A 21,849-nucleotide genomic window follows, 5' to 3' on the forward strand; every position below is an offset into this window, starting at 1 on the left:
GGGTTTGGGTGAGCAAAAAACTCTTCAATCGCGGGGCGAAGTCTTGAAAATGCTGTTCCATGTATGGGTTGAGTCTGCCACCAGTGAGTTCAGTTAAAGTCTTCATCGCGGGAGCAAAGTCAATTTTTTAACGTAGATGCAAAACTCCCGTAGGCTAACACAAAGAGTGCATACTCCTACGGAAAAAGAAGCTACGCCTTGGGTTTCGTAGAGAAGAACGTAAAAAAGAGAAGGAAGAAATGTTTAACTAAACTGTATTGTCCTATAAATAATTTGCTTACCCTGCCCCCTGCCCCCTGCCCCCTGCCTCCTGCCTCCCTCAAGCAGTCACTATATAAGATGAATTGATCGCTGCTACACGACCAGCATTTACCAAAGCTTGATATACTATCGCCGCTACCTCAGCGCGTGTAGCATCGCGGATAGGATTGAGTTGTTTCAGGTTTGGGTAATTAACGATAATTTTTTTGTCTATAGCTTTTACCACCTCATCTTTGGCATATTCAGGAATCTTGGCTTGGTCATCGAAAACTTTAATAGTTGCCGTACCATTGCTAGATAACACCAGTCCATTCACCAAAGAGACAATTACTTGCACGCGCTGGATATTTTTGTTGGGACTAAAGGTATTGTCGGGAAAACCAGAGAGAAATAAACCTTGATATGCCTGTTGAATTACCTTGGATGCCCACAAGTCTGCTGGTACATCTTTGAATTTGATCGCCGGACGGCTTGATGGTGGATTGAAAGCTTTTACTAGTATTGCCGCGTATTGTGCCCGTGTCATCGTCGCATCAGGTTTAAATGTGCGATCGGGAAAACCATTAACTATTCCCAATTTGACTAATTCTCGAATAAACCCACCTGCCCAATGATTCGCAATATCGGTTAATTCAATAGTAGGTGTTGGTGTTGGCGTTGGCGTTGGTGTTGGTGTTGGTGTTGGTGTTGGTGTTGGCGTTGGCGTTGGCGTTGGCGTTGGTGTTGGCGTTGGAGTTGGTGTTGGCGTTGGGGTCGGGGTCGGGGTTGGGGTTGGGGTTGGAGTTGGCGCTGGAGTTGGTGTTGGTGTTGGAACCGAACTATCTGCAAACTCTATGTTTCCAGTGACTTTAGACGCATCTATTTTATTTCCTAGAGAAATCAGCTTGTTGGAACTGACATTTTGCAAATCAAATTTACCGTTATTGCGTAGAGTATTGCCCCCTGGATTATTGGTACTGCCGATATCCGGTAGAGCAGTTCCAATCACTGTAATTCCATCATCAGTATTATTTTCACTAACATTATTACGTAATACGGGACGGGCACTACCAGAGATGACAATCCCAGAACGGTTTTCATAAATTCTATTATCTCGAAGGATGGGTGATGCAGTATCACTAATGGCAATGCCAAAACCTGTTTTGAAGTAGGTATTATTTTCAATTTGGCCTTTAGAATTTTTAGCGATCGCAATTCCATTAGCTGCATTCTCACGGAACACATTACCCAAAACAACTGGATTAGCATCGCCTGTAGCAAATACTCCCTCCCGCTTATTATTGATGAAGGTACTATTAGCAACAGTAGGGGCAGTTGATTCAATCCAAACACCACTACCACGACTAGCCAAATTTGTTACAGTTACCCCCCGCAGTTCAGCTTTCTCTAGCACTACAAAAGTGACATTCTGACCAGCAAAAGTACGGCTCAGATAGCTACCACTTCCTTCAATCAAAATGCCATTGCCTTTATTGGTTTCATTACCCACAACTGTGACGCCAGATGGAATCGTTAACGGGAAGACTTCACCGCTAGCAGCATTGTAATTACCATCTGCCAGTTGAATCTTGGTATTAACAGTAGCTACCTTGAGGGCTTGTGTAATAGTTTTGAAGGGGGCTTGTTGAGTACCTGGGTTAGTATTGCTGCCTGATACTGGATTTACGTAAAAAGTTTGAGCCATATTTATACTTTCATAAAATACATAGCTATCCTAACGCTAACCATGAAAGTAAGTAGTATTTGATGCATTAAGTAAGTTTAAGTACTTCTCAGTACAAAGTTAAAAAATTGGGAGCGTTTCTACTTCAGGGTGTTCCCGCTTCTCCTGTCAAAGAGGCTACGTGCGATAGGCATCGCTTCCGTGGGTAAATTAGTTATAGGCCTTTTGCGATACTGCCACATTACGAAGCCAGTAATAAACAAAATTAACGGCGCAAGTCCTACAAACACATAGAGAATGCGAGTAGGTAAGCCACCAAATGTGCCGAAATGTAGGGGAGTGAAGGAGTTGAGGATGCGATCGCCTAAAGACGGTTTCAAAGCATTGTCTACTCGCAAAACCTTGCCGCTATACTGGTTGAGGTAGACATCACTGTTTCCATCGTCTTCTATTTCTTGAGGAAACTTGTAGCGTATCTGGTTTTGTCGGCACATATATTCGGTTAAGCTTGGCATCGGGTTGGTATAGCTCTTTTTGACTGTATTCACAACCACCTCAATCGGCAGCATTTCCCCTTGAGGCGTAATCGTTCCAATCTGCTTATGCCGTTGAAAATCACTAATTTCGGATTGAAAGACCAGCAAGCTACCAGTTAAACCAACAATAATCGCAATCAGTCCAACACCTAAGCCAATGTAGCAGTGTAAAGCAAATACGAAGTTACGCAGGTTTTTGTAAGTCATGATAGATATTCGTGCTAAATAAACGTCAAAGCTCAAACGAAATCGTTCCCAACACAGTTAACGGTGCTTGAGGAACGACGAAGTAGCCCTGAGTGTCGTAATATTTGACATCGAAGATATTCTTAAAATTGAGCGCAGCCCGCCAATTATCATGTTTGTAGGAAATGGCAGCATCAGTTCTCAGATAAGAAGAAACAGTAAATGGATCGCTCTGGTTAGCAATGCGCGAACCGACAAAAAAGATGCCTCCTCCAAACTGTAACCCTTTCAAACTCCCCTGTTGAATCTCATAGGTTGTCCACAGAGTTGCACCATTATATGCAGTATTTACCAAACGCTGACCTTTGATGGTCGGATCATTATCTTCGCTGACAAAGGCATCATTCAAATAGCCAGAAGCAATGATCTTCCAACCTGGTAAAATTTCCCCTGCCACATCCAGTTCAATTCCTCGACTTTTTACTTCCCCAATTGCGATGGAGAAGTCAGTATGGTTCGCGTCTGTAGTGGGTATGTTTGTTTTAGTAATGTCATAGGCTGCTAGCGTTGCAGAAAGCCGTTGATCAAAAAACTCAGATTTGATACCAACTTCGTACTGTGTACCGCGAGAAGGTTCCAGTGATACTCCACTAAACGTTGTCGCGTTGTTGGGAACAAAAGAACGGCTGTAACTGGCATAAAGCGAAATTGGCTCTATGGGTTGATAGACTAATCCCACACGTGGCGAAAAAGCACTGTCGTAAAAATTAGAGTTAGTGCTGTTTTCATCTCCGATTTTTGCACTGTTATCGCTAAAAACAAAATCGTATCTGCCACCAACTAATAACTTTAGATTAGATAGTAGAGTTACCTGGTCTTGCAAATAAATACCTGTTGTACTTATCCTCGTACCGAATACACGTTGCACCACTGTCCCTGTCGGACGAGCACCATAGACTGGATTGAAAATATCTATTGAGGCGATATCACCACCAAAGAAGTTAGGATTAATGTCTGTGTTGCGACGTAACTCCAAACCCAGCAGGAGTTGATGGGCAATTGAACCTGTGTTGAACTTACCAATTAAATCAGTTTGCCAGGAGTAGTCTTCATTTCTGCGATTGCGATTTACGATGATGTTGCCGCGCAGTACACTACGACCGTCTGGTTCAAAGTCAGTGCCGGCTTGGGTATAGATATTGTTGTCAAACGTCGATTGCACAGAAAAAGAGCTTCGCAATTGTAAATTCTCACTGAAGCGATGATCTACTGTCGCGGTTCCCCGTTGGAAATCTATATTTAAAAAATCGCTAGGCTCTCCCAAGAAACGACTGATGGGAAGAGTCAAGAACACAGAGCTCGGTGGCAAACCCCGATCAAAAGACCCCCGTCGTTTGCCATATTCATATTCAAAACTCAGGGTTGTGTTTTCGCTAGGCTTGTAAGTGATTACAGGTGACACAGAGAAAATATCTTGATGATAGAAATCTCGGAAACTGCCAGAATTTTCGTAGGCAACGTTCAAGCGATAAAGTAATTTTTTGTCGGTGGTCAGTGGACCAGAAAGGTCTATGGTACCTCGATAGAAACTGAAGCTACCTGCGGTCAATTCTGCTGCGTAGTAGGGACTGCTCAAGGGCTGCTTGGTGACAAAATTGATGACACCACCAGGCTCGACCTGACCGTATAGTACAGAGGAAGGACCTTTGAGAACTTCAACTCTTTCTACGTTGGCACCATAGGTGAAAAAGTTGCTGGTTGTGAAGCCATTTCTCAGAAGGTTGGAGTTGGTGAATCCTCGAATTGTGTAGTCATCAGAGAAACCACCGTAGCCCGATAAGGGTGATACTCCGGACACATTACGGGTAGCATCGCTAATCCGCGTAATTTGCTGGTCTTTAATCACCTGTTGCGGAATTACTTGAATTGACTGAGGAATATCGCGCAACGGTGTATCAGTTCTAGTGGCGGTTGATGAATCGGGTACATTGTATCCATCTTGCTCACCTGTCACCACCAATTCAATCGGTTCATCACTGTTGGCTGATGGTTTTGGCTGTGTCTGACTTGGCGGCTGACTAGCTTGGGGCTGTTGTGAGGTTTGGGGTTGTTGCTGTTGCGCTCTAGATGCAGCACTAGCAACAGAGAAGATTATACCCTCGTCTGGACTGTCAGATAACTCAACTGTTGGTACACTCCCCTCACCGATAACTGTCACCCGAATAGTACTGACATCAAAATTACTAACTGTTATTTCAGTAATACCTGCAATCGGTTTAGTCGAGCGGAATGTAAAGGCTTCACCCGACGGTAAACGTAGTTGAGCATTGGGAACATCAGCGATAAAGCTATTACCAGCACTGCGATTTGTAACTTGCAACTGTTGCCCCTTAGTTGTCTGTAAAATTATCTCCACCCCTTGATTCGTGGGATTTGCCTTTACTCCTGTTACCTGCACAACTTCACCCCCTTGATTAAGGAGGTTGTTTGGTGTTGGGGACTGTACCAGTAACATTTGGGCGCTGGTAATAACAGGTTCTATTTCGCTTAGTTGTCGAATCTTTTTAGTTGCTTGAGGTGGCTTCGCTTCTTGTACTGTTTTTGCTGGGCGAAGCCGATTAACCAATAAATTAAATTTCGGAATATCTTGCGCTTTCGCTGGCTGAACCACTAGAACCATAAAAAGTATCAACAACCACTCCAGTCTGCAACTGAAGATTTTGAATGTTTGCTTGCTCATTTCTCTCACACACACCGTAGTATCCCAAACAACAATCTTTATGTGGGATTTATTATCAACAGCATAGGGGAATTTATAGCGAAAAACTTTCTAAAGCTATATGCCGAAACGGATTTTTTTAGGTGTTTTTGGCAACAATAAATCTATCTAAGTATTGACTTGGTTGGATGCCAAAGCGCTTTTTAAAAGCCACAGCAAAACGACTAGGACAGTCGTAACCTATTATCTTAGCAACCTGTTTTATGGTCATTTGCTGACTCATAATCAGTGTTCTGGCTTTTTCCATCCGGTGTGCCCATAAATAGCCAAATACTGTTGTGTTAAAAACCTGACGGAACCCGATTTTGAGCTTGTAATCGTTCAAACCTACTTGTCGCGCCAATTCTAGTAATGAAGGTGGATTGTCAAAATCGGAGATTAAAATTGCTCTAGCATGATAAACTCGGTCAATATCATCTCCTCGCAAAATGCGCGATCGCATCAATTCCCGTTCTCCAGATGTATCGGGTTCCAATTTCAGAGCGATTAATTCTAAACATTTGGCTTGCAAGTAAATTTCTTTAATTAAACCTTGGAAAGGACAATTAACTATTTGATGCAAAATAATTTGCATTTCGAGTGTAGTTTGCCCCATACGAAGGTAATTGAGAAAGGATATGTTGTCAGTTTCTAGATACAATTGGAGTGATTTAGGTAGAAAGTCTAAGCCACTAACTTCATCTCTGCAAAAGAATTCCTGTAGATTGATCCCGACCTCTACCTCCAGAATGTATTGACCAGCCCGCCAATAAAATCCACTACCAGGAACTTCCTGATCGAAATCAAAATAAGTTGCTGTGAAATTTTGTCCCGCAGGTATCATTTCTGACTCATTGTCTCCGATAACTGCAAAACTAAACTCCATTAAGGGAAGGTTATAACAATTAGTCTCAATAATTAAATCTTCGGCTAAGTCATACTGTTTTATTAGCAAGTTGATACCCGTGGGGAAAGCCATTACATATTGATAACCCCAACTTTGCTGTTTTGGATCGTTCAACACTGCTAGATACCCAGTATGATATGAGTTGGTTTTTGTAGGTTCAGAGGTTGGAGTAGTTTTTTGCTGTTGGTGATAGGCTTCTCTTGTTGAAAGAAACAGAGTCATTTTTATGATTTATTGATATTTTCTCCTAATTATCATATAGTTAGCTGTTTGAATGGTAGTAATGCGATCGCCAAATGCATTGGGATGAAAACTGTGACTACTATTGCGGCGTTGCATAATTTGTCTGTATTCTTGCAAAGAGAAACTTTGATAGTTTTCAAAGATGTCTAATAAGAGCGCTTCTACTTTTGGGCGAACGCTCCTATGGGTAAATTAGTCATAGGTCTTTTGCGATACCGCCACATGACGAAGCCAGTAATAAATAAAATTAACGGCGCAAGTCCTACAAACACATAGAAAATGCGGGTGGGTAAGCCACCAAAAGTACCGTAGTGGAGTGGGTTAAAAGAGTCAAGGATGCGATCGCCTAAAGACGGTTTCAAAGCATTGTCTACTCTCAAAACCTTGCCGCTATACTGGTCGAGGTAGACATAGCTGTTTCCACCGTCTTCTATTTCTTGAGGAAACTTGTAGCGAATCATCAAAGCGCTGTCTGGTTTTTGAGCAAAATAAACGCTTCTGAGTTCTGCACTGGGTAATTGAGCTTGAGCAGTTTTTAGTTGCTCGGTAAGCTTCAGGGGAGACTGACCAGGGATAAGTTGAGAAACAGCTTCCTGCTTGGAACTAAAAGTGATTGCCCGAATCAGAGGCTCACTAAATTCATTAAAATTCCAGCAAAAACCTGTGAAAAATGTGAACAAAAGAAACACACCTGCAATTACACCAGCAACTTTGTGAATATCAAAGTTTACTCGCTTGGGATGAGCATCAAGCTTGATTTTGAAGCCTGTCAATAACTTCCTCCACCCAGGCCAGAGAAATATTCCTGTAATCGTTAAAATGCACACCAGTAAACCAACAGTGCCAACAATTTTGTATCCAATGTCGCCTACCAAGAGACTGTAGTGGAGTTCATAAATAACCTTGTAAAAGCTGTCTATATAGCTGGGATTGAGACTATTACTGAGAATTGCTCCTGTATAAGGATGAACGTAATTGTCAATCCAATCATTTTCCTTGATGACATAGATGACATTGAATGGTTCATCTGGTTTTGTCGGCACATAAACTCGGTTGAGCTTGGCATCAGGTTGGTTGGTATAGCTCTTTTTGACTGTATTCAAAACTACCTCAATCGGTAGCATTTCCCCTTGAGGCGTAATCGTTCCAATCTGGTTATGCCGTTGAAAATCACTAATTTCGGATTGGAAGACCAGCAAGCTACCAGTTAAACCAACAATAATCGCAATCAGTCCGACAGCTAACCCGATGTAGCGGTGTAAACCAAAGATCACTTTACGTACTGTTTTAGATGTCATAGTAGATACTCTTGCTGTACTAATCAAAACGAATATGAAATCGTACCTTGCACGATAAAGGGTGCGCCTGGGATAACCTGAACTCGACCTTGCGACCCCTCAAAATACCTAATGTCAGAGAGGTTTTTGAAATTGAGTCCAATTCGCAAATTATCTTTTTGGTAATACAGTGCTGCATCCAAGCGAGTATAACCGGGAAGCACAAAGGAATTTTCTAAATCTCCTGCTCGCTCACCGACAAAAAATGCCCCAAATCCAACGCCTAATCCTTTCAAACTACCCGTTTGCAGGGTGTAAGTTGTCCATAAACTGCCACCATTGTGCGGCACATTATTGAGTCGATTGCCGATCGCAAATGTATTGTCTTTGGTAATTTCTGCATTGGTATTAGCATAGGATGCGATCACCTTCCAACCTGGAAGAATTTCACCTGCAATATCAAACTCAACACCTCGGCTGCGCTGTTCACCGACTTGAAGCGAATAACCAGGATTATCTAAATCGTCAGTGAGGACATTTTTCAGCTTCGTATCATAGTAAGCCAGTGTTGAAGATAACCGACTATTAAGCAACTCTGTTTTGACTCCAACTTCATAGCCTGTACCACGTTGGGGGTCAAAGGGTTGATTGCTGATACTTCTACCGCTATTAGGGGTAAAAGACTGGCTGTAGCTGGTGTAAAGTGACACTTCTTGAATCGGTTGATAAACAATGCCTACACGTGGGGTAAATGCATCTGCATTGTCGGGTGCATTTGCAACATCGTTGGTAGTAGATTCATAGTGATAGGTATCAAATCTTCCACCTACCAGCAGTTTGAGGTTATCCAGCAAAGTAATTTGATCTTGCAGATAGATACCAAACGTCTCGGTGACATCATTACCAGTTCTCAAGGGATCAAACTCACCAAAAGTAAAGTTATAGTTGGGGTTAAAAACATCAATGAATCCAGCCGAACGATCTCTAGCAGAGAAAAAGCTCTTCTGTCGTGTGAGTTCTAAGCCCAACAATACCGTATGTTGAATTGATCCCGTTTTGACTTTGGCAGTCAGGTCATTTTGCCAGGAGTAGGTTTCATAGTATTGATTGCCAATAGAATTGCCCAGTTCAAAGGTGCGATCGTCTTGTGTATCACCGAAGATTTGTAGAGTAGCACCGGGACCACTTTCAGTACTTGCTGTATAACGAAACAAAGACCGGAGCGAGAGATTAGGATTAAAACGATGGTCGAGATAGAGGGCTGCTAGGGTTTGGGTGAATTTTTCCTGCCTGGTTGGGTCGCCCAGATAACGACCGATTGGAATATTGGGAACTTTATTGTCACTCAGTACCACCAGTCCCCGATCAATCGGTCGTGCGTCTCTCAGATACGATACATCTAGGTTTAAGCTGGTATTTTTGCCTAACTGATAGGTAAAGGATGGCGCAAAGAAGAATCGTTCAGTCTGCACGTGATCGCGAAAACTCCCTGCATCCTCGTAGGCAATGTTCAAGCGATACGCTAATGTTTTCTCGTCGTTGAGTGGACCTGCAAAGTCTAAGGTTGGACGGTAGAAACTATAGCTTCCGGCTGTAAAATTCAATTCATAGAAAGGATCGAATAATGGTTTTTTGGTAACACGATTGATGATTCCCGATGGGTCTACCCGTCCATACAGAATGGATGCAGGCCCCTTCAAGATTTCGATGCGATCAATGTTTGCACTTTCCTCTTGGGTTCGCGAGAAGCCTTCACCGCGAAATCCATTCAAGAACGGCTCGGCACCAAAGCCCCGAACAGTAAAACTCTCTCCACGGTTGCCAAATGAACTACCGTAAGTGACACCACTGACATTACGCACTACATCTCTAACGCTAATCGCACCCTGATCGCGGATCACTTCTTGGGGAATTACCTGAATTGAACCGGGAATGTCCCGCAGTGGTGTATCGGTTTTGGTAGCAGTTGACGCATTTGGCGCATTGTATCCTGTATCCTGTTCACCTGTGACTACCAATTCAATCGGCTGCTCGTCCTGTGCTGTTGGTTGCTCTGGCTGGGTTCGTTGTAACCCTGATACAGGCGGGGTGGGGTTTTGCGTAGATGCAGCACTAGCCACCGAGAAGATTAGACCCTCGTCTGGACTGTCAGATAATTCAACTGCTGGTACACTCCCCTCACCGATAACTGTCACCCGAATTGTATTGGCATCAAAATTACTAACTGTTATTTCAGTAATACCTGCAATTGGTTTAGTCGAGCGGAATATAAAGGCTTCACCCGACTGTAAACGTAGTTGAGCATTGGGAACATCAGCGATAAAGCTATTACCAGCACTGCGATTTATAACTTGCAACTGTTGCCCCTTAGCCGTCTGTAAAATTATCTCCACACCTCGATTCGTGGGATTGGCTTTCACTCCCGTCACCTGTGCTACCGTTACACCATCTTGAGCCAGCAGTGCAGCACTTCTTTGAGGATGAATAACATCCTGAAGCCGAGAAATAGCTGAATCTGCTTGAGCAGGTTGCATCATCAAAATTGAAATCGCACCCACTACGAAAAGAATATAAGATTTTTGACCTATTGCTCCACACATCACGATCGCAGCACTCCCAGAACAGTTGCAACTCAATTTCAATAACTTTTAGGTACAATAGGACATTTTCTGATTTCAGGTGATCTCTACAGGGTCAAAAGCGATCGCTAGCCGGACTGTTTTCGCCACTGTGCTTGATAATCGCTGGGATTTATGCCAAACTTTTTGCGGAATGCAGCAGCAAAGTAACCTCTATTGGTAAATCCCACTGCGTAGGACACCTGAGCTACATTCATCCGTCCTTCCATGAGCAATTGACCAGCTTTTTCCAGGCGATAATCATGCAGATATCCAAACACTGTTGTACCAAAAATTTGACGAAATCCTTGCTTGAGTTTGCGGTCGTTTAACTCTACTTGTTTTGCTAATTCAATTAATGAGGGTGGGTTGGTAATATTTTGAAGCAAAATATCTTTGGCTTTATAGATGCGTTCAACATCGTTTCTCTTAAAATTAACCAACTGGTGGGAGGGTGTACCATCATTAAACAGTTGAGCAAATTGTAAGGTAATCAGTTCCAGTGTCTTAGCTTCTAAATAAGTGCGTCGCATGATTCCCTGAAACGGACAGTGAAGCAGTTGATGTAATGCTAATTGCATTGCCGGGGTCATTTTGCCAAGTGATTGATGAAATGAAGGCGGTGTGTCTGTTTCTAAGAAGGGTTTGAGTCGGGAGGGTAAATATGCTTCCTGACCCATACTCAATAATCTCAGCAGATGCGGTTCCAAACGAACCCTAACATCGACATTTTGTCCCGCCATCAATTTTTCAATCTCTCTGACTTCTCCTAAGCTGTAAAATAAATAGCTTTCTCCAGGTTGTTCGCAAATATCTTCGATTTCCTCTGTGAGTACCCCTGCGCTACGAAAAACCAGAGTCATGTAAGTATCACTATCCACAAAATCCCAACCAACAGTCTCTGGTAACTCCAAATTAGCAATGTCTGCTCGCAGTCCCAGACAAAGTGGAGTGTTACTAACTTGACCTTTTAGGAGTGGATGCTGCAAAATTTCAACACTTTCAATCTCATTAGAATGGTAGGCAATCTTTCCAGTTTGTAAGCCTTCTTCCCAGATTTCAGACCATTGGGCATTTGTATAAACTTTTGCCATTTTAGTTAATTAAGTTTATTCTCAATATTCTTGAGAAATTCTCTCATGTTTTTCTAGCTGATGATGTAATATCAATTCGGAATACTCACTCTGCCAGAAGCAAGCTACGGAATTAAGAAACTTGAGATAGTAGACGTTAACACCCACCCGTGCATAAATTGGTAGTTCAAATGAACTATCTAAATCTTTGATGCGATCGTCAAGAACCTTCAGTTTTTTTACCATCGACTTCCTTGGGTCCTGTACAACGTTTGGGGGTTCTCATCACAATCATCGGCCACTGAGGACGTTCAGTGAAACCATGTACGCGGGCTTCTCTTTGGATACTTTGAATTTCGGCGATCGCCAGTGGTAGTATTTGTGAAATAACTAGTAAATAATAGCCACTAATTACTAACCTAAAATCAATAGGGAGCGAGTCTACAAGAGAAGCTTAGAGCTTGGCGCTTATAAATAGGTGTTTCAAATCTTCAATAAAGCTAGTAAAAAATTTGTCCTCATCTACCTGTAATGCCACCCAAGCATTTGCTACTGTTTTCGTGGCAGGACGACTATCAATCAATGTCTTTCCTAGTGTCCACTGTCCCTTTGTTTCAACCCGAACTTTTACTCTTTTCAACATCAGGGTTTCTGGATAAAACAGGTATCCTAATGTTGCCGCATCATGAACAAGAAAACCTGAAATTCCTCCTGTTTCTCGATAACCCAAGGCTGTGCCAATCATGAACTCACAAAGATTTGTCAAGAACTGAGAAAGTTTACTCTCTGGATTTGCTTGAGTGACTGCCACAGTCATATCTCGCGTAAAAATTAAGCGTCGGGTTACGTCTAGCGGCAGCACAACGATATCGTCTCGGCTATCAAATACTGTCTGAGCAGCTTCAACATTAAACCAAATATTGAATTCAGCATGGGGAGTAACATTACCAAGACAGAAGAAAGCACCCCCCATAATCACAATTTCCTTGGCTTTTTTCAGGATACCGGGACTTTTGGTTTCCGCCGCCGCGAGGTTAGTCAAGGGTGCGATCGCTACAATGGTAATTTCCCCCGGAGCAGCGTTCAACTCATCGATAATCAGTTCATCAGAATAAGGAGCATCCTCAAAAATGTGTGTGGCAGGGGGTAAAGTATGAGAAAGATTGCCCATCCCATCCGAACCATGAATATGGCTGGCATCTTCTATAATTTCTCTTTTTGCGAGAACACCGCGACCCACTTTAATGTGGGGAAATCCTGCTAAATTTAAAATCTGGCTAGCACTAGAGAACGTGCATTTAGCAGCAACATTGCCATCTGCGGAAGTAACAGCGACAAGTTCCGCGAGTCCTTGTTTAACTAAGCTAAGAAGCCACAGGAAGGTATAGATATCATCTCCACCTGGGTCAGTGTCGAGAATAATTTTGCGATGAGTAAGTTGAGTTGTCATCAAAAAAATTGCTTAAGTAAAAGATGATTGTATAAAAGTTTAATTAGGTATTATCAAAAGCTATTTTTCTAGAGTTATCATGCTAATTGCTGCTCCATATAACTGCTCTGAATTGGGTTAGTTCTCTAAATTCAAAGTAATTACTATAGTTGTGTCAATAAGTAGCTATAAATGCGATTATTTCTTAGCTTATTGATAATAAATTCTTTTATTGACATGAGGCGATCGCCTCATGTCAGGCAGCCCTGGAGAGTGATGATTTGCTCAAGGGTCTAATTACAAAGCTATGTATTTTTTTAGTTAATTCGTAAGTACAACTGAGCCTCGAACTGTCTTAAGCGAAATAAAAGTTTTATACCTCGGTGATAATTTTTTAGATCAATTTTGCAAATACCTTTGCTTTAGTAGTTTATTAAAGCACTTTTATATGAGACAAAACAAGCAGATGAATGTCATATATTTTTAGTTAATGTCTTACAGACTAGCTTTTTTGTCAATATATAAGTATTATAACTTTGAAGATAAGTAAGTAGGTATGATAAAATACATCTATATTTAGTTTTGTAAAATCTATAAAATCAATTATTTATAAGCTGTTTACTAATTTCATATAGCATTACATAGGTTGATTTTTTAACGCCAATTTTATTACAATGTCACAAAGATTGTTTTTCTCTAACCTGAGTAACATAGGCTTCAAATGCTGACTTATTAGTACCACCAGTAAAAGTCATAGCAGCAATGATACCTTCTGTTGACATTGCTCCAATCATCGTCACATTTTTTCCACGTCCGTCAGGACGAGTACCATAAGCACAACTACCTTGGGGCGAACGAGCGAAGTGTCTAGTCATGGCGATGTTAACTCCAGCCTCATCGATAAATATAAAGTACTCAGAGAATTTTCTTACAGTTGATCAAGACAAAGTAATTAGAGATTTAGTCAGTTCATTTATTCTGCAACGATCAGAGGCTGGTCTAAAGTTTCGTTACCGTTATCTCTTTTATTTCTTTGCAGCAAAAAAATTGGCAGATTCTCTTCATCGAGCAATCGTTTATTGAAACAGATTATTTTGCACCACTGTTATATGCATGATATAGGATATAAGGATCGTCAAAAACTAGCGAATAAGCTTAATATTCCAATTCAGGTGCAGCGTTCAATTTTGATTGCATCAAAGACAATTCAAGATTAGTTTGTTGCTCACAAAAAAATGAAATGCTGTGAAACTATAGGCAACTAGAGGAATAACCTAATTATTAATTTCCAATAATCCAAGTGGCGGCCTAATTTCAATGCGACCAGATTGCAAGTCTACCATTGGAGCGATCGCTTCTACAAAAGGAATCAAAACAGTCTTTTGCTTTTTGTCAGTAGTAAAAGATGGATGCAATTTTACTTCTAACAAATCATTGCCGGCGGGGATGATGTCTATTACCGTACCGACAAGTTCGCCAGATACTTGCATGAAGACTTCCAAACCAATCAAATCAAGGACATGATATTCATTTTCGCCTAATTCCGGGCGATCGCTTGCTGGCACCATTAATTTACAACCGCGCAACGCTTCCGCGCGATCGCAATTTTCCACACCAGCTAATTTGATTACATACAAGTTTTTGTTACTGATGTAACGTCCTGTCAATAATTCGATTGGCTGCGGTTCTATGTCATCCGAACACAACAACCAACGTTTTCCCGGCACTTCAAATCTTTCAGGAAAGTCTGATACAGGATAAACCCGTAATTCTCCAGATAATCCTTGAGGGGCAACAATTTTACCAATTTCTAACCAATTATCGAGATTAGGGAAGGTGGGGCCCCCTCTGGGGATCAGGGGTAATGGGGATTGGGGATTGGACTTTTTTGATTTTCCTTTTCCTCCTCTGCTTCTCTGGTTTTCTGCACCTCTGTTCCCTATCTCTTTGTTAGCTTCATCGTGTTTCATTTCTATTTTCCCTACTAGGCAGTCACAGCCGCACCTTTATAAGCTTCTTGGGCCACTTTTGCTAAACGTTGCATGGCAGTGGCAATCTCTTCATCGCTGCCTGTGAGGCTGATACGGAAGCATTGGTGCTTGTGCGCCCACTCTTCCTCTAAACCTGGGAAGAAGGTACTTCCAGGGACAATAATCACACCTACTTGCTTAACTAGCTGATAAAATTCCCAGTCACTAATGGGTAAATCCTGTAACCATAACCAAGCAAAAATTGCTCCTTCACCGCGATGGAGGAACCAAGGTAAATCCTTGGGCATCGCTTGTTCTAAGCTGGTTTCTAAAACGGTAAATTTATTTTGGTAAAAGGGACGGATGACAGTATGAGAAATTTCTACTAAAGCACCAGAATTGATTGCATAAGCTGCGATCGCTTGGCCGTAACGTGAAGAATGGAGACTCATATTTGCTTGGAAACACTCCAGCGCCTCAATCCACTTTTCATCCCCAATAGCAATACCAATCCTTTCTCCTGGTAATCCCGCTTTTGATAAACTCATGCAGTGTAAGATATTATCACCAAAGATTGGTGTCATTTCGGTAAAATTCAATGCTGGGAAGGGAGGCGCATAAGCTGAATCAATTAATACGGGCAGATTGTAAGGCGCAGCCAGGGCGGCAATCTTTTTCACCTCATCATCGCTGAGGACATTACCAGTAGGATTACAGGGGCGAGAGAAAAGGACACAACCAGTATTTTCTGTAATCGACAGTTGACTGAAGTCAGGACGATATTTAAATCGGTGGGCAGCTGCATCAATATCAAGAGTTGGTTTGTAAGCAGTTAAGGCTTTTGGAACTAAGCAGATACCACCGTAACCTGTGTAGTCAGGACTGAGCGGCAAAACGATTTGTTTTAACTCGCCACTGGGGGTGTAACCACCGAAGGTATTGGCAGCGTAGAAGTAGAGGGTTTGACTACCGGGGGTGATCAGGATATTGCGTTCGGTTAAGTTTAACCCGTAGCGTTTGTTGAAGTCGTTGGCGATCGCTTCAACAAATGGTGCATAGCCCTGACTTGAGCCATAACGGCAAACTACCTCGCCATATTCTGGACTAGCCAAAAGCTGTGCAGTACAATCCCGCCATAATTGCTCTACCTCTGGCAAAATCAACGGATTACCAGCGCTCAAATTAATAAAATGCTGCCCTGCACCCGCTCGTAATGTCTCGATAATATCCTTCATGATTGCTCTGACGCCAGTCAGGTTGGACATTTGAGCGCCAATTTGAGTAAGGGCAGGGTTCATAAGCTGTGACAAAATATATTAATTTAGGGGTGGACAAATTATTTGGGGGTTGCTGCTGATATCCAGTTTACATTGTTGTCAAAACAGCTGTTGCCGCCTTTAACTAATCTAGCCAGAGAATCATATTTTAACAAAGTAATATTTATCGTTATAGTGGCGATCGTGCTTGGTAAATATGATGAAGTAATACAAAAGTTTATCATGCGTTCAATATTTATTGAGATTGAAGAAAGGAATAAAGTATAGGTTACAGGAGTACAAGGTACAGATTATTCCCTATTACCTCTCTCTTAATCCCAATGACAAATGACAAATCACAAAACTAAACAGGAGCGCTGAATATTAAAAGTTAAAGCAGCAGTAGCTCACAGCGCAGGTAAGCCGTTGACGATTGAAACCGTTCAACTGTCAAGGCCACAAGCCGGCGAAGTGTTATAGCCGTAGTCACATAGGTTAGGACATTTTAAAAGAGTGGAAGCTAGGAATAGTAATAGTTTTGCCTTCTGCCTCCTGCCTCCTGCCTCCTGCCTCCTGCTATAGTTGAGGTGAAAGCAAGCAAAGTTTGTCATACCGACGCTTTCACTTTATCGAGTGACGATAATAACTCCAAAAAAATTAATTTCTTAATGTAAACAAATTATTTGGCAATCGACAAATAATACTCAAATCGCTGCCCGAGTTGTTTAACTGTTAAATTCTGAGTCCAGTACTCCACTAAGGCGTGACCAAATGCCCAGGCGTTGCGATCGGGTGAAGCGGAGTTTTCCAGCAGTAGCGGCCAAAGGGATAGCAATTCAAAGTTGAGTGAGTTGGAGTTCAAGAGCGAGAAAAGTTCATATCCCATTTGCAGTTTGCCAATTACAATTGGCAACTGTTCGACGGGAATTTGCTCCGCTAGCATATATGCTAGGGCTGGAGATCCGGTTGAAAGCGTAGAAACAAACTGAAGGACGGGACTTTTGAGCAATGTCGTCAATCCTTGTGTTGTCGTCATCTGAAAAGTGTAGTGGTCGATGATTTTAGCGGCGGCGACGATGCGGGCTTCTAAATTACGCAAAAAACGGGCGAGACGGAGTTGCTTGGTAGGTGCGATCGCATCTACTAATCCCAACGATAGCGCCTCCACTCCCCAAGCAGTTCGTCTTGTTTTGCTGTCACTTGTAACCACGGGTAAAACTAGATTACAGAAGTTCCCTAACATTTTTGCCCGATACTCAGTGGCTTCGCGAATGGCAATTTCTTTGGCGCGATCGCCCCATTCCCAATCATAAGGTGGTTGCCATTCGCGGATCGGACGTAGACGATCTACTTGAGTGACGATCGCGATCGCAGGTAAATCTGTAACTTCTGCTTTGATGTCTTGCAAAAAGTCCACATCCATTTGCAGGGCGGGATCGAGGGCAGGGGTAACTAACAGCAACAAATCGGCGTTGATCGCATAATCAAGCACCAAATTTCGGAGATCGGCACGGTTGACTTGTTCATAACCAGGTGTATCCCAAAGCGTTAGGGTTTCCCCAGTTTGAGTCTGCCATTGATAATTCTGAATGCGATCGGTACTGGGTAAAACATCAACGGCTGCGAGATCCGCTTGAAATAGGGTGTTAATCAGACTACTTTTTCCTGACCCCGTGCGCCCCACCAGCAGAATATTCACGGGTTTTTGCTCAACCGCCTCGGCTGGTTGGACTTGAGTCAAGATTTCTCGGAGTGTTTGAGTTTTTGCCTTGGGTAAAGTTGGTGTAGATACTACGGTTGCTGGAACTGGGCTACGTCCGTAAAGAGCGATCGCTTGTCGGCATAAGTTTCTCAAGGCAGCTTCCCGAAATAACTGGCTCAAATTACCCAATAATTGCTGAGTTGCTTGGTTACTGAAACCCTGACTGGCTTGTTTTGCCACCGCCGCCACCGGATTTAAGATCCATTGTGCCCAGTTCCAAACTTTCCAGAATTTCCGAGCTGATGGTTCCAACTTCCGGTAGACCTCATATCCTTGGTATGCTTGTCCCACGGTTACTTGATTCAGGACAGGGGATAACTTTTGCATCCACCGATCCATATCATCCACCGTTCCTCGAATCAGCCCATAAGCTTGGGGGACGTAAATATTCAGCAAAGGGTATTGAATCTGAGGATTGTAGATATGAGCGATCGCTACCACTAAATCCTGACATCGCGTCCAAAAAGTTTGCCAGTCTTCCCAAATCGGGCGATCGCTTTGTGCTGCTTGCAGAATTTCTTGAAGAGCGGCTTCTACAAGTTTTGTGGTGTCACTTCCCACAGATTGCCCTACTCTATCCTCTGCTGTCGATTCCAGTTCTTCTTGGACTTGGGCTAATACAGCTTCCACCTGGTTAACAGCTGGTTGAGTCCATTTGACTAGCAGCCAACGCCAACCTACGAATAAAACGGTGAATACACCCCAAATCCAATTAATGCCCCAAGCGTGAATTTGCGAACCGGCAGACACCAGTAAGAAAATGATGATAAACGCGATCGGAATTGCTAAGACAACCCACTGCCACAGTTTTAATCGCACCATTACCCATACCTGCCTTGGTTAGACTTCTTATATTGCTATTGTCGATCTAAATCTTGTGGTGAGTTCTGGATTACCGCGTGTATTAGAGTGTAATCTAGCTACTAGTTCGTGTGATGTGTTGTGGTAAAAGTGGAGATTTGCCTGCCTTTTAGATAAGATTTACGTGAATAAATCACAAAAAACTGCCTTGTGGGCGTTGAATTATGCTTGTAGATTTTACGGTTGAAAACTACCGCTCAATTAAAGAACCTGTAACCCTAAGTGCGGTTGCTCAAAAACAAAGCGATCGCTTGCCATAAAACCTAAAATACTAGTGAATATGTTGTTGACTTGAGTGAGTACGACCTAAATGATACTATTGCAACTTCCCGTTAACGGTAGAGATGGTAATTGTTATCCATAACTCATTGCGATATTGATTCTTCTACTAACAATTCTGATGCTGCTTCACTCTCACCTACGTTATTAGATTTAGAAAAACCATCTGCTACATCTTTGATAAAACCAGCTACAGGTACTGCAACTAGTAAACCCAAGACTCCGCCAACATTGGTTCCTACAAGCAAAGCAATTAATACCCATATTGGTCTAATACCAGTAAACTTACCTAATAAACGGGGTGCGATCGCCTGATCGATTACCTGATCGATGACAACAGCTACCGCAAAAACCTTAGCTGCTAGCCAAAAATCATGTGACGCTATTACTAAAGTTATTAAAACAAGACTGACAACATCACCAAAGGGAATTAAGCTTAAAAGGCCAACTCCCAAACCAAAGAGTAAACCAAACTGGACTTGAAAACCTAAAAACAATAATGTTATTGAAACACCCATTAGCAAAGCCAAACTTACCTGACCTATTAAGTAATTTTGGAAGTTTTGCTGAATAGACTGGCTTATCTGCTGGGCAAGATTTCCAGGTATTTTTTTAAATATTATCTCCCAAATTCTTGGTCCATCTAACAATAAGTAAAAAGTTATAACTACTGTGATTAATGCCTCAGAAACACTATCAATTGTATCTATAACAATACTTAAGAGCTTATCTGAAACAAACTCTATCTCATTTGGTAGTTGGTCATTAATTCGTGCTAATAACTGACTTAAATTCACATTTAATTTGTGCCTCAAAAACCAATCATTTACAATCTGAAGCTTTTCTTCGCTAGAATCAATCCATTGGGGAAAGACTTTAACCACTTCATTAAATTGCTCTAAAACAATGGGTATTAAAGTGATACCTAAAGCCACAGCAATTACCAATGCTAATATAAAAACTAATGCTACTGCATAGCTGCGTTTAACTTTTCGCTGTTGGAGAATCGAAACAGGATAGTTTAAAATGAATGCAAGCAAGGTAGCCAATACAAGAATTGTTACAACAGGTTGAAAGTTTTTAATTAGCAAAACTGCTAGCCAAGCATTGAGGAATACTAGAGGAAACAACAGTGTAAAAATTAACCATCTAAGTAATTGATTCAGTGAAAAATTCATAATTAATTTCAAAGCAAAAATTATTCTATTTACTAGATTTAACCGAATAATCAAATCTGCTCAACAGGAAGTAGACAATAAAAACTTTCCCCCAGTACAGACACAATTCATCTCGTCTTTCCCAATTTTCTATTCCCTACTCCTCATTATTCTAATTATTAACTTTCAGTGAAAGCTAATAATTGCTCCTCATTTATTCGCCCTGCTTGATAGAGAGTATTAGTAATTTCTGAAATAGTTAAAACCGCATGACTGCGATAACCATTTTGCTGTAACCTATCTTTTACCCCCTGTTCATGATCGATAAATACCACAATATCATTAACCTTTAATCCTGCTGATTCCAACTTTCCCGCTCCTTCCATGACACTTTTGCCGCTAATGAGAATATCGTCAACCACTACAACTGTTTCACCAGTATGAAAGTTACCCTCAATTACTCTCCGAGTTCCGTGTGCTTTCACCTCTTTACGCGGGAAAATCATCGGACAATGAAGGCGCAAAGCTAAACCAGTCGCAGTAGGTAAAGAACCATAGGGAATACCTGCTAATCTATCAAAATTCAGGTTCTTCAAAATATTCTCATAAGCTGTGAGAACTTGATTAAAAAGTTGGGGATTGGAAATAATTTTGCGTAAGTCGATGTAATAAGGAAATATAGCTCCTGATGCTTGGACAAAGCTGCCAAACATAATGCAGTCAATATCATAAAGTTGTAAAATCAAATCTTGGTGGGGGTGCTGATTTAGAAAACAAACATCAGGAAACCACACAGAACAAGTAGAATTTTCGTGAATAATTTCAGTTTTTATTTGATTAATTTCTGCACGTAAAGACTGGACTTCCTCTGATAATTGTGTATTTCCCAACATATCTTGAGGAACAGGAATCAGTAAACCATCACCATTACTATTCAAGCCAGCTTCTAAAATTTGCTTTAGATTTTGACCCTCCGCCCAGATACTACGCGCCATAATAATTCGTTCAGGTGCAATTGCTCGAATAAGTGCTAAAACTTCAGAATTTGTAGTTCCTACTTCCAAACCCAATTGTTCTGGAGTTCCCCAGGTTTTAGATTCTTTTACTACCTGTAAATAAAGAGGTGATTCGTTTGTAGGATACTGCTGTAAAGTTTCTGCACTTGGATTAGAAGTACAGCATAAAATAAACGCCGCTTTATCAGGATAGACTAAAAAAGGTGCTACGTGATCTTGTCCTGTATAGGGACTGAGAGTGATTGCATCCACCTGCCATTTTGTAAACACAGTTTGGGCAAAAATGGTACTAGTATTTAAGTCACTATGTTTGGCATCTAAAATCACTGGAATGTGGGCTGGAATAGCTGCTAAAGTTTTATGTAGCAGTTCTAAACCAGGAATACCTAACGCTTCGTAAAAGCCAAATGTCGGTTTATAAGCACAAACGAAATCAGAAGTTTCCGTAATAATGAATTGTAACCACTTTTCCAAACCAGCCATCAGTTCTTCAGATTCATAACGCCCAGGCATCATCTCTGGATTTGGATCGAGTCCGACAAATAGTAAGCTTTGATTTTCCAAGATATTACGATTCAATTTATCAAAAAAGTTCAT

The 21,849-nt window shown here is 41.7% G+C and carries 16 protein-coding genes and 1 pseudogene; 1 reads left to right on the top strand and 16 read right to left on the bottom strand.

Going from position 1 to position 21,849, the window contains the following annotated elements:
- Positions 1-319: 319 nt before the first annotated feature.
- From V7K79_RS02180 to V7K79_RS02230, 11 genes and pseudogenes are all read right to left on the bottom strand, one after another.
- Positions 320-1,945 carry a DUF1565 domain-containing protein gene (locus V7K79_RS02180; protein ID WP_335044283.1) on the bottom strand — a complete coding sequence of 542 codons (1,626 nt, stop codon included), beginning with the start codon at positions 1,943-1,945 and terminating at the stop codon, positions 320-322.
- A 119-nt stretch (positions 1,946-2,064) separates the two neighbouring features.
- Positions 2,065-2,667: a PepSY-associated TM helix domain-containing protein gene (locus V7K79_RS02185; protein WP_335044285.1), complete on the bottom strand. Its 603-nt coding sequence runs from the start codon at positions 2,665-2,667 to the stop codon at positions 2,065-2,067.
- A gap of 25 nt (positions 2,668-2,692) precedes the next feature.
- The gene (locus V7K79_RS02190) at positions 2,693-5,326 is read right to left on the bottom strand and encodes a TonB-dependent siderophore receptor (protein ID WP_335044287.1); all 2,634 of its coding nucleotides are present in this window, start codon (positions 5,324-5,326) and stop codon (positions 2,693-2,695) included.
- A gap of 178 nt (positions 5,327-5,504) precedes the next feature.
- Entirely contained in the window at positions 5,505-6,533 is a 1,029-nt protein-coding gene (locus tag V7K79_RS02195; protein ID WP_335044289.1) for a helix-turn-helix transcriptional regulator, read from the bottom strand.
- A 182-nt stretch (positions 6,534-6,715) separates the two neighbouring features.
- Positions 6,716-7,852 carry a PepSY-associated TM helix domain-containing protein gene (locus V7K79_RS02200; RefSeq protein WP_335044291.1) on the bottom strand — a complete coding sequence of 379 codons (1,137 nt, stop codon included), beginning with the start codon at positions 7,850-7,852 and terminating at the stop codon, positions 6,716-6,718.
- A gap of 23 nt (positions 7,853-7,875) precedes the next feature.
- Positions 7,876-10,473: a TonB-dependent siderophore receptor gene (locus V7K79_RS02205; RefSeq protein ID WP_335044292.1), complete on the bottom strand. Its 2,598-nt coding sequence runs from the start codon at positions 10,471-10,473 to the stop codon at positions 7,876-7,878.
- A gap of 65 nt (positions 10,474-10,538) precedes the next feature.
- Positions 10,539-11,543, bottom strand: a complete 1,005-nt coding sequence (locus V7K79_RS02210) for a helix-turn-helix transcriptional regulator (protein ID WP_335044293.1) — start codon at positions 11,541-11,543, stop codon at positions 10,539-10,541.
- Positions 11,544-11,564: 21 nt separating this feature from the next.
- Positions 11,565-11,768, bottom strand: coding sequence for a hypothetical protein (locus tag V7K79_RS02215; RefSeq protein ID WP_335044294.1), 204 nt, complete (start codon positions 11,766-11,768; stop codon positions 11,565-11,567).
- Positions 11,749-11,898: pseudogene (locus tag V7K79_RS02220) on the bottom strand (hypothetical protein); the annotation flags it as partial. The gene V7K79_RS02215 and the pseudogene V7K79_RS02220, both read right to left, overlap by 20 nt.
- Before the next feature lie 78 nt (positions 11,899-11,976).
- On the bottom strand, positions 11,977-12,972 hold the full coding sequence (locus tag V7K79_RS02225; RefSeq protein WP_335044296.1) for a nucleoside hydrolase: 996 nt from the start codon (positions 12,970-12,972) through the stop codon (positions 11,977-11,979).
- A 656-nt stretch (positions 12,973-13,628) separates the two neighbouring features.
- The gene (locus V7K79_RS02230; RefSeq protein ID WP_335044344.1) at positions 13,629-13,859 is read right to left on the bottom strand and encodes a transposase; all 231 of its coding nucleotides are present in this window, start codon (positions 13,857-13,859) and stop codon (positions 13,629-13,631) included.
- On the opposite strand from V7K79_RS02230, the gene V7K79_RS29910 reads away from it, so the two are divergent.
- On the top strand, positions 13,831-14,034 hold the full coding sequence (locus V7K79_RS29910) for an STAND family AAA ATPase (protein ID WP_442938885.1): 204 nt from the start codon (positions 13,831-13,833) through the stop codon (positions 14,032-14,034). The genes V7K79_RS02230 and V7K79_RS29910 overlap by 29 nt on opposite strands.
- A 191-nt stretch (positions 14,035-14,225) precedes the next feature.
- On the opposite strand, the gene rimM is transcribed toward V7K79_RS29910, so the two are convergent.
- From rimM to V7K79_RS02255, 5 genes are all read right to left on the bottom strand, one after another.
- Positions 14,226-14,921, bottom strand: coding sequence for a ribosome maturation factor RimM (gene rimM / locus V7K79_RS02235; protein ID WP_335044298.1), 696 nt, complete (start codon positions 14,919-14,921; stop codon positions 14,226-14,228).
- A 14-nt stretch (positions 14,922-14,935) separates the two neighbouring features.
- On the bottom strand, positions 14,936-16,219 hold the full coding sequence (locus V7K79_RS02240) for a valine--pyruvate transaminase (protein WP_335044300.1): 1,284 nt from the start codon (positions 16,217-16,219) through the stop codon (positions 14,936-14,938).
- 637 nt (positions 16,220-16,856) lie between these two features.
- A complete protein-coding gene (locus V7K79_RS02245; RefSeq protein ID WP_335044302.1) occupies positions 16,857-18,761 on the bottom strand; it encodes a GTPase family protein in 1,905 nt (634 codons plus the stop codon).
- 404 nt (positions 18,762-19,165) lie between these two features.
- Positions 19,166-20,257, bottom strand: coding sequence for an AI-2E family transporter (locus V7K79_RS02250; RefSeq protein ID WP_335044304.1), 1,092 nt, complete (start codon positions 20,255-20,257; stop codon positions 19,166-19,168).
- A 158-nt stretch (positions 20,258-20,415) separates the two neighbouring features.
- On the bottom strand, positions 20,416-21,849 hold the full coding sequence (locus tag V7K79_RS02255) for a bifunctional orotidine-5'-phosphate decarboxylase/orotate phosphoribosyltransferase (RefSeq protein ID WP_335044306.1): 1,434 nt from the start codon (positions 21,847-21,849) through the stop codon (positions 20,416-20,418).

The sequence above is a fragment of the Nostoc sp. genome (genome assembly GCF_036917575.1).
Taxonomy (GTDB): Bacteria; Cyanobacteriota; Cyanobacteriia; order Cyanobacteriales; family Nostocaceae; genus Nostoc.